The organism is Elusimicrobiaceae bacterium, assembly GCA_028700325.1.
In the GTDB taxonomy this organism is placed as follows: domain Bacteria; phylum Elusimicrobiota; class Elusimicrobia; order Elusimicrobiales; family Elusimicrobiaceae; genus JAQVSV01.
In genome coordinates this window covers 1-6,364 of sequence record JAQVSV010000099.1, presented here as the reverse complement: position 1 = coordinate 6,364, position 6,364 = coordinate 1, and the positions used below count along the sequence as shown (strand labels likewise).

Sequence of the window (6,364 nt, the reverse complement as noted above, 5' to 3'; positions counted from 1 at the left end):
CCGCCGCCTCCGCACGGCAAAACTACCCGGTACCGGAATGAAACCAGCAAAAAAGAAAGCCCGTCGCGGCAAGCCGCGCGGAATAGTCAGGTTTAAAACCGGCACGGAACGGTAATACCTCTGGCCTGTAGCGGTACCCGGATGAAAAGCCTTAAAACCCGCACGGAATTTTATTAACCCGAATTCCGCCTGCGCGCCGCGGCACGTTTCCGGGATTGAATCTTCCCGGCACACGCCGGCGGATTATTCGCCCGGTATACGCAAGGCCACGCGCGTCACCCCCCTCTACGCTTGCGGCCTGCCGGCTATTATTGTGATTGCCGGCCGACACCGGAGTTTTACGCGCGGAATTCAATGAAAGGCGGAGAAGGGATTGTATCCCTTCTCCGCCCCATACGCCGCAAGATGGTTCAGCTGGAGAATGACGCCAGTTTGTCCATCGCCGCTTTTATAGCCGAACGGACATCGGCTTCCGCTTTAGCATCCCATTCTTTCTGGTCAGCGCGCAGGAAGCTGGTTTTGTCCACCCTGTTGTCAAACCGGGCGATAGGCAGGTGGAAAGTTTTGCCGTGCGCCTTGACCGTAACGGTGCCGGCCTTCGCGGTATTGCGCTCCAGCCAGTCCATATCGTCACAGCCATAGTCGTTCATCATCACTTCGATAGGCACGCCGTGGTGCAGGATTGAGCCCGGATCGGCGGGATTTGACCGGGCCTGATTTTTGCGGCGGCTTTCCTCCGGCGTAACCCAGATGTACAGAATGACCGACCGGCTCAGGATTTCCTCGCTCAGACAACCCAGCGAATACTGGTAGCCGAACGGTTTTTCAAGCGGCATCGCGCTGCCGTGCGCGCCGCCGCGCGCGAACTCGATAACTTTCGTCTTGCCTTCAAGCGGCTGATAGGCGTTATGCTTGTCCTTAAGGAGCTGCGCCGCTTCCTCTTCGATAGCGGCGGCGACTGTTTTGGCAACCGCCTCGTCCAGCCCGGCAAGCCGGGCTGGCGCGCCGACTTTTTTGCCGGCGCGTTCGATCCGGTCCATCAGGTGCCGGGCCGCGCTGGCGGGCTGTTCGATTTTGGCGGAGTGCAGATCCGCATAATCCTCATTAATCAGCTCTATCAGGGTGCCCCAGTCTATCGGGTCAATAAACGGTTTCGCGCCCGACGCGAAAAACAAACGCCTGTGGCCGAGTTTTTCCAGCTCGTCGTCAACCCGGCGCATTAGGTGCACATAAGGAAAATCATCCAGCTGGACAGTGGGCCCCATATGGAAATCCTTCCTGCAGGCGTCCGGGGTCTGCAAATCCAGGAAACGCCGCACTTCCGATTTGCCGGACGCGGGCAGCGCCAGCAGCAGCACAGTATCAAAAACATTGCTCATTTTTTTCCTCCGTATGGTCAGGTTACCTAAAAATAGCATATTAGCCCATGCGTTTGCCCGTCTTGCGGTCAAACAGATGGACTTTATCAAGATCCAGCCAGACGAACATGCTGTCGCCTGGCCGCTTGTCAAACGACGCGGGCGCGGTAGTCAGCATCCGCACCTGCCCGCATAGAAGATAAAGGTTTTTTATATGCCCCAGCAGTTCCGCCACTTCCACTTTTCCGCTGATCGCTTCGGACAGATTCCCGCCTTCCTTTTTTTCCGTATAAATTCCTTCATGCCGCACGCCAAGCATGACAGTGCGCTCGTCGTCGCGCCTGTTGCCGAACGACACGTCGAACGGAAGCAGGATGTTCATCGCGTCGTTTTTAAACCGGAGCTCGCCGTTTTCATTTTCCAAAACCCCTTCAATGAAATTCATTGTGGGACTGCCGATAAAACCCGCCACGAATTTATTGTCCGGCAGCGAATACACCTGCGCCGGAGTGCCCAGCTGCTGGATATACCCGCCGTTCATCACGGCGATGCGGGAAGCGAGCGTCATCGCTTCGATCTGGTCGTGCGTCACATACACTATCGTCGCGTTCAGCCGGTTGTGCAGCTTCGCGATTTCCACGCGCATCTCCTCGCGCAGCTTGGCGTCGAGGTTGGAAAGCGGCTCGTCAAACAGAAAAACCTTCGGCTTGCGCACTATCGCGCGGCCTATGGCGACCCGCTGGCGCTGCCCGCCTGAAAGCGCCTTGGGCCTGCGCTCGAGCAGCGGCACGATCTGAAGAATTTCGGCGGCCTCCATTACGCGCGCGTCAATTTCGGCCTGCGCCATTTTGCGCAGTTTAAGCCCGAAGCTCATATTCTCGCGCACGGTCATGTGGGGATAGAGGGCGTAATCCTGAAACACCATCGCGATTTCCCGGTCGCGCGGAGGCAGATGGTTGACCAGCCGGTCGCCTATGTAAATCTCGCCGCCGGTTATTTCCTCCAGACCGGCCAGCATCCTCAGCAGCGTGCTTTTGCCGCACCCGGAAGGGCCGACCAGCACCAGAAACTCGTGATCCTGCACCTCAAGGCTTATATCGTGCAGGACCGTAACACCGCCAGCATAGGTTTTCTGCGTATTTTTAAAAGTGACTGACGCCATGTTTTTATCCTTTCACACTGCCTAAAGTAAGGCCGGAAACAAGCCATTTCGACGAATAGAGAAACACGCACAGCACCGGAATCGTGACCAGTATCGAACCCGCCGCGAACATGCCCCACTGCGTGATAAACTGGCCCTGCAATTCAAACAGGCCCAGCGTCCAGGTATAACGGCTGGAATCGGCCAGAATGACCCGCGCGACCAGATATTCGTTCCACGCGGCGGTGAAATTAAACAGAAACGCGATCGCCAGCGCGGGCGTGGAAAGCGGCAGCACGATCCGGTAAAACGCGCCGAACTGGGTGGTGCCGTCCACCAGCGCGGCCTCTTCAAGGGAACGCGGCACGGTATCGTAATACCCTTTCAGGATCCAGATGCTGAACGGCAGCGACGAAACCGAATACGCGATTATCATGCCAAGATAGGTGTTGACCAGCCCCATCTTCATGATCATCAGAAACATCGGCAGCAGCAACATGCCCGCCGGAATCATCTGGGTGCTGAGCAGAACCGTAAGGCCCAGCTTGTTGCCGGGAAATTTGAAGCGCGAGAACGCGTAGCCCGCCGTTGACGCCAGACTCACGCCGATAATCGAAGTGACGCCCGTAATCAGCAGCGAATTCCACAGCCAGCGCAGAAAATGCGTCTGCGTAAGCAGTTTGCCGTAGGAAACCAGCGTAGCGCCGTCAGGAACAAGCGCGAGCGAAGCGGAATTCAGGATATCATCAGGCCGGAGCGATACCGAAAATATCCGTATCAGCGGATACACGAACATGATCGAAACGCACACCAGCGCCACATGCACCAGCGTCTTCTGCACCGCGGTTTTGAACCGGACCCATTCGGGACTGTATTTGAATGGTATGGCGTTATTCATAAACTGAATCCGTGCCCCTGGAAAATTTCAGCCATAACATCGAAATCGCGAACAGCAGAATGAAAATGACGATCGCAAACGCCGCCGAATAGCTGTAGCGGTTAAAAGTGAACGCCGCTTTGTATAGCGCGGACACCAGAATGTCGGCATCCTCCGTGCCGCCCGCCTGGCCGGTGACAAGGTAAATAACGTTGATGTTGTTGAAAGTCCACACCGTGCCGAGCGTGACCGCCGGCGCGATGACCGGCCGCAGAAGCGGCAGTGTAATGTTGCGGAATTTCTGAAAGGCCGAAGCGCCGTCAATCGAAGCGGCGTCGTAATAGGAGGAGGGAATGGACTGCAGGCCGCCCAGTATCACCACCATCATAAACGGAATGCCTAGCCACACATTGATAAGCGTGCAGGTCAAAAACGCATGATTGCTCAGCCACTGCACCGGCCCCAGGCCAAGCCCCGCCAGCAGGGGCGACCACTCCGCCAGCCGCCGCAGCATTTCATTCACAAACCCGTTCTGCAGGAACTCGCCGCGCATCGCCAGCACCGCCACCACCTGCGGCATCGCCCACGGCACAATCAGCAGCGTGCGGTAAACGCCCTTGAGCTTTATATTGTTGTTTAGAAGCAGCGCAAGCGCGAAACCGCCCAGCACATGAAAAAACACGTTTATGAAAGTCCACCAAAGCGTCCGCCACAGCAGCTGCCAGAAAGTTATTTCCGAAAGCGGCGACAGCGTGAACACCTGCCGGAAATACTGCAGCCCCACAAACGGCAGCGTGCCGGTCTGGCTCCAGGTTTTAAGCGTCGTCAGTTTCAAATCGAAAAACGCCAGATAAATTTCAAACGCCAGCGGATATGCGATAAGCAGCGCCAGCCCCGCGAAGCCCGGCAGGATCAGCATGAACGGCAAAGCCCATTTTCCCCTGACATGAGCCTTGAACATGTACAGAAGCGGAATTTCGGCGGCAAACGCCGCTCCCGCGATAACCGCCAGCGAGCGCAACGAAACCGCATTGCCCACCGCCGAAAGCACCAGCAGGCATGCCAGAGCCGGCGTGCCGGCCAGCATCGCCGGAACAAACCAGCTTTCCCTGTATTTTTTGAAATGGAACCACAGATACAGCTCCATCAAAAACGCCGTCCACGCCACGAACAGCACCATCTGCAAAACTTCCAGTATGGAAGCCAGAAGCGGGTTCATCGGTTCATTTCCTTTATTTTGGAATCCGCGTCCAGCTGCATTTTTTCAAGCCCGGAGCGGGGCGTTTCCTTTTTGGTCATGATCTTGCCCTGGTAGGGACGCATCGCGTCCCACACGGCGCGCATTTCCGTGGCGAGCGGCATCGGCTTGCCGGCCAGTATCTGCTCCATCGAGCCCGCCAGCACGGGGTTCGCCTTTATCTGCGGCGCGTCGTTGGCCGCCTTGAGCGCGGGGAGCCGTTTCAAAACTTCAATCTGCCGGATCTGGTTGTCGCGGCTGGTGTAAAATTCCACCAGTTCTTTTATCTTTTCAAGCTTCTCTTTTTTGCCGGCAAGCGCGGCGTTGAGCATGAAGTATTTGCCGCTGATCATGGGCGCGGGCCACAGGCCCGTGGCGGAATTCCGCGGGATTTTCCCGGTTCCGAAATCCTGCCCGAATCTGGCCTGATAGGACTGCAGAGCCCAGTCCCCGTTCACGATCATCGCCACCCGGCCTTCCTTGAACATGCCGTCAATGCAGTTATAATCGCATTCCTCGGGCACGTATTTTTTGCCGAACTTCAGATCGAGATAGAAATCTATCGTGGCGCGCATCGCTTTGGTGTCAAGCGTGGGCCTGTGCCCGTCAATCGGCCAGCCGCCGAACCCGCCCAGCCACGGCACCAGCCAAAACGGCTCGCCCATGTCCATCGCCATGCAGTAATCAAGCCCCCGCGCTTTGGCCGTGGCGCAAAACGCCAGCATTTCGTCCGTGTTCTCCGGTGCCCGGTGCAGAAACTTTTTATTGTACATCAGCATCAGGTGATTGCCGTTGGAAATCGGCACGCCCCAGGTATGCCCGTCAAGCCGGACGGCGTCGAGCACCGCGGTATTGTATTTGCCGAGCTCGAACAGCCCGTCCACCGGCAGAATGAACCCGGCGACAGAAAACACGCCCCCGAAATCCGACGGGCACATTATCAGGTCAGGCCCGGTTTCCGCGATGGACGCCGTCTGAAACTGCTGGCGCAGATCCTCGTTCTGGTAGTGAACCCGCGTCACCGCCACTTTTTCATTGCCGGGCAGTTTTTTAAAGTCGGCGAACACGGAGTCAATGAACGGCGCGACAGCCGCGTCCTCCTGCTCCCACACGACAATGTCATCCTTGTCCTCAACCGCTTTCACCGGCTTGAGGCAGGCGGCCGCCAGCAGCGCGAACGCCGCCGCGCAGGCACACCCGATAAACCTGTTTTTCAAAAAGCGCATAACACACCGCTCTACCGCGCAAGATTTTTCCGCCAACCGCCCGAAACCGCCGCCCGGACAAACCGCTATTTCTTTATGAAACCGCACGCGGTTTTAAAACCGAGATCGCAGGCTTTCTTAAAATAATTGTTCGCCGATTTCAGCCGTTTCAATTTACGGCAGGCGTTGCCGGCCATAAAATAATATTCCCCGTTTTTTGGAGCCAGACCGCTGGCGCGCTCGTACTGCTCAAGCGCTTCCTTGTATTCGCCCCTGAGCATCCTCGCGCCGCCCAGACCCGCGACGGCCCCGTCGTTTTCCGGCGACATCAGGATAGCGGCGGTAAAATCCTTCACGGCCCCGTCGTACCGCGCGCCTTTGACATAAGCCTGCCCGCGTTTGACCAGCGTGGCGGCCGAGTCAGGGTTAAGCGCGGCAGCCCTGTCATAATCGGCGGCGGCGGCTTTCCAGTCATCAAGATTATCAAGCAGAATATCGCCGCGCAGCCGCAGCGCCTCGAAAGAATCCGGCGCTTCGGCCAGCACG

6 protein-coding genes are annotated in these 6,364 nt (G+C 57.3%); all 6 read right to left on the bottom strand.

Annotated features, from left to right (window positions below; all coding sequences use genetic code 11):
• Positions 1-410: 410 nt before the first annotated feature.
• Positions 411-1,379 (bottom strand): hypothetical protein, encoded by a 969-nt coding sequence (locus PHW69_09460; protein ID MDD4005409.1) that lies wholly within the window; start codon positions 1,377-1,379, stop codon positions 411-413.
• Between the two features lie 40 nt (positions 1,380-1,419).
• Positions 1,420-2,520: a sn-glycerol-3-phosphate ABC transporter ATP-binding protein UgpC gene (gene ugpC, locus PHW69_09455; protein ID MDD4005408.1), complete on the bottom strand. Its 1,101-nt coding sequence runs from the start codon at positions 2,518-2,520 to the stop codon at positions 1,420-1,422.
• A gap of 4 nt (positions 2,521-2,524) precedes the next feature.
• On the bottom strand, positions 2,525-3,397 hold the full coding sequence (locus PHW69_09450) for a carbohydrate ABC transporter permease (GenBank protein MDD4005407.1): 873 nt from the start codon (positions 3,395-3,397) through the stop codon (positions 2,525-2,527).
• Complete coding sequence (locus tag PHW69_09445; protein MDD4005406.1) at positions 3,390-4,595, bottom strand: sugar ABC transporter permease; 1,206 nt, start codon at positions 4,593-4,595, stop codon at positions 3,390-3,392. Before PHW69_09445 ends, PHW69_09450 begins: the two co-directional genes overlap by 8 nt.
• Entirely contained in the window at positions 4,592-5,839 is a 1,248-nt protein-coding gene (locus PHW69_09440) for an extracellular solute-binding protein (GenBank protein ID MDD4005405.1), read from the bottom strand. Before PHW69_09440 ends, PHW69_09445 begins: the two co-directional genes overlap by 4 nt.
• 65 nt (positions 5,840-5,904) lie before the next feature.
• A partial coding sequence (locus tag PHW69_09435; GenBank protein ID MDD4005404.1) for a tetratricopeptide repeat protein occupies positions 5,905-6,364 on the bottom strand: 460 nt, incomplete at its 5' end.

What these genes read in the sequence shown, in the direction of transcription:
- PHW69_09460 (MDD4005409.1), bottom strand. Translation starts at nt 1,379, where the DNA reads ATGAGCAATGTTTTTGATACTGTGCTGCTGCTGGCGCTGCCCGCGTCC.
- ugpC (MDD4005408.1), bottom strand. Translation starts at nt 2,520, where the DNA reads ATGGCGTCAGTCACTTTTAAAAATACGCAGAAAACCTATGCTGGCGGT.
- PHW69_09450 (MDD4005407.1), bottom strand. Translation starts at nt 3,397, where the DNA reads ATGAATAACGCCATACCATTCAAATACAGTCCCGAATGGGTCCGGTTC.
- PHW69_09445 (MDD4005406.1), bottom strand. Translation starts at nt 4,595, where the DNA reads ATGAACCCGCTTCTGGCTTCCATACTGGAAGTTTTGCAGATGGTGCTG.
- PHW69_09440 (MDD4005405.1), bottom strand. Translation starts at nt 5,839, where the DNA reads ATGCGCTTTTTGAAAAACAGGTTTATCGGGTGTGCCTGCGCGGCGGCG.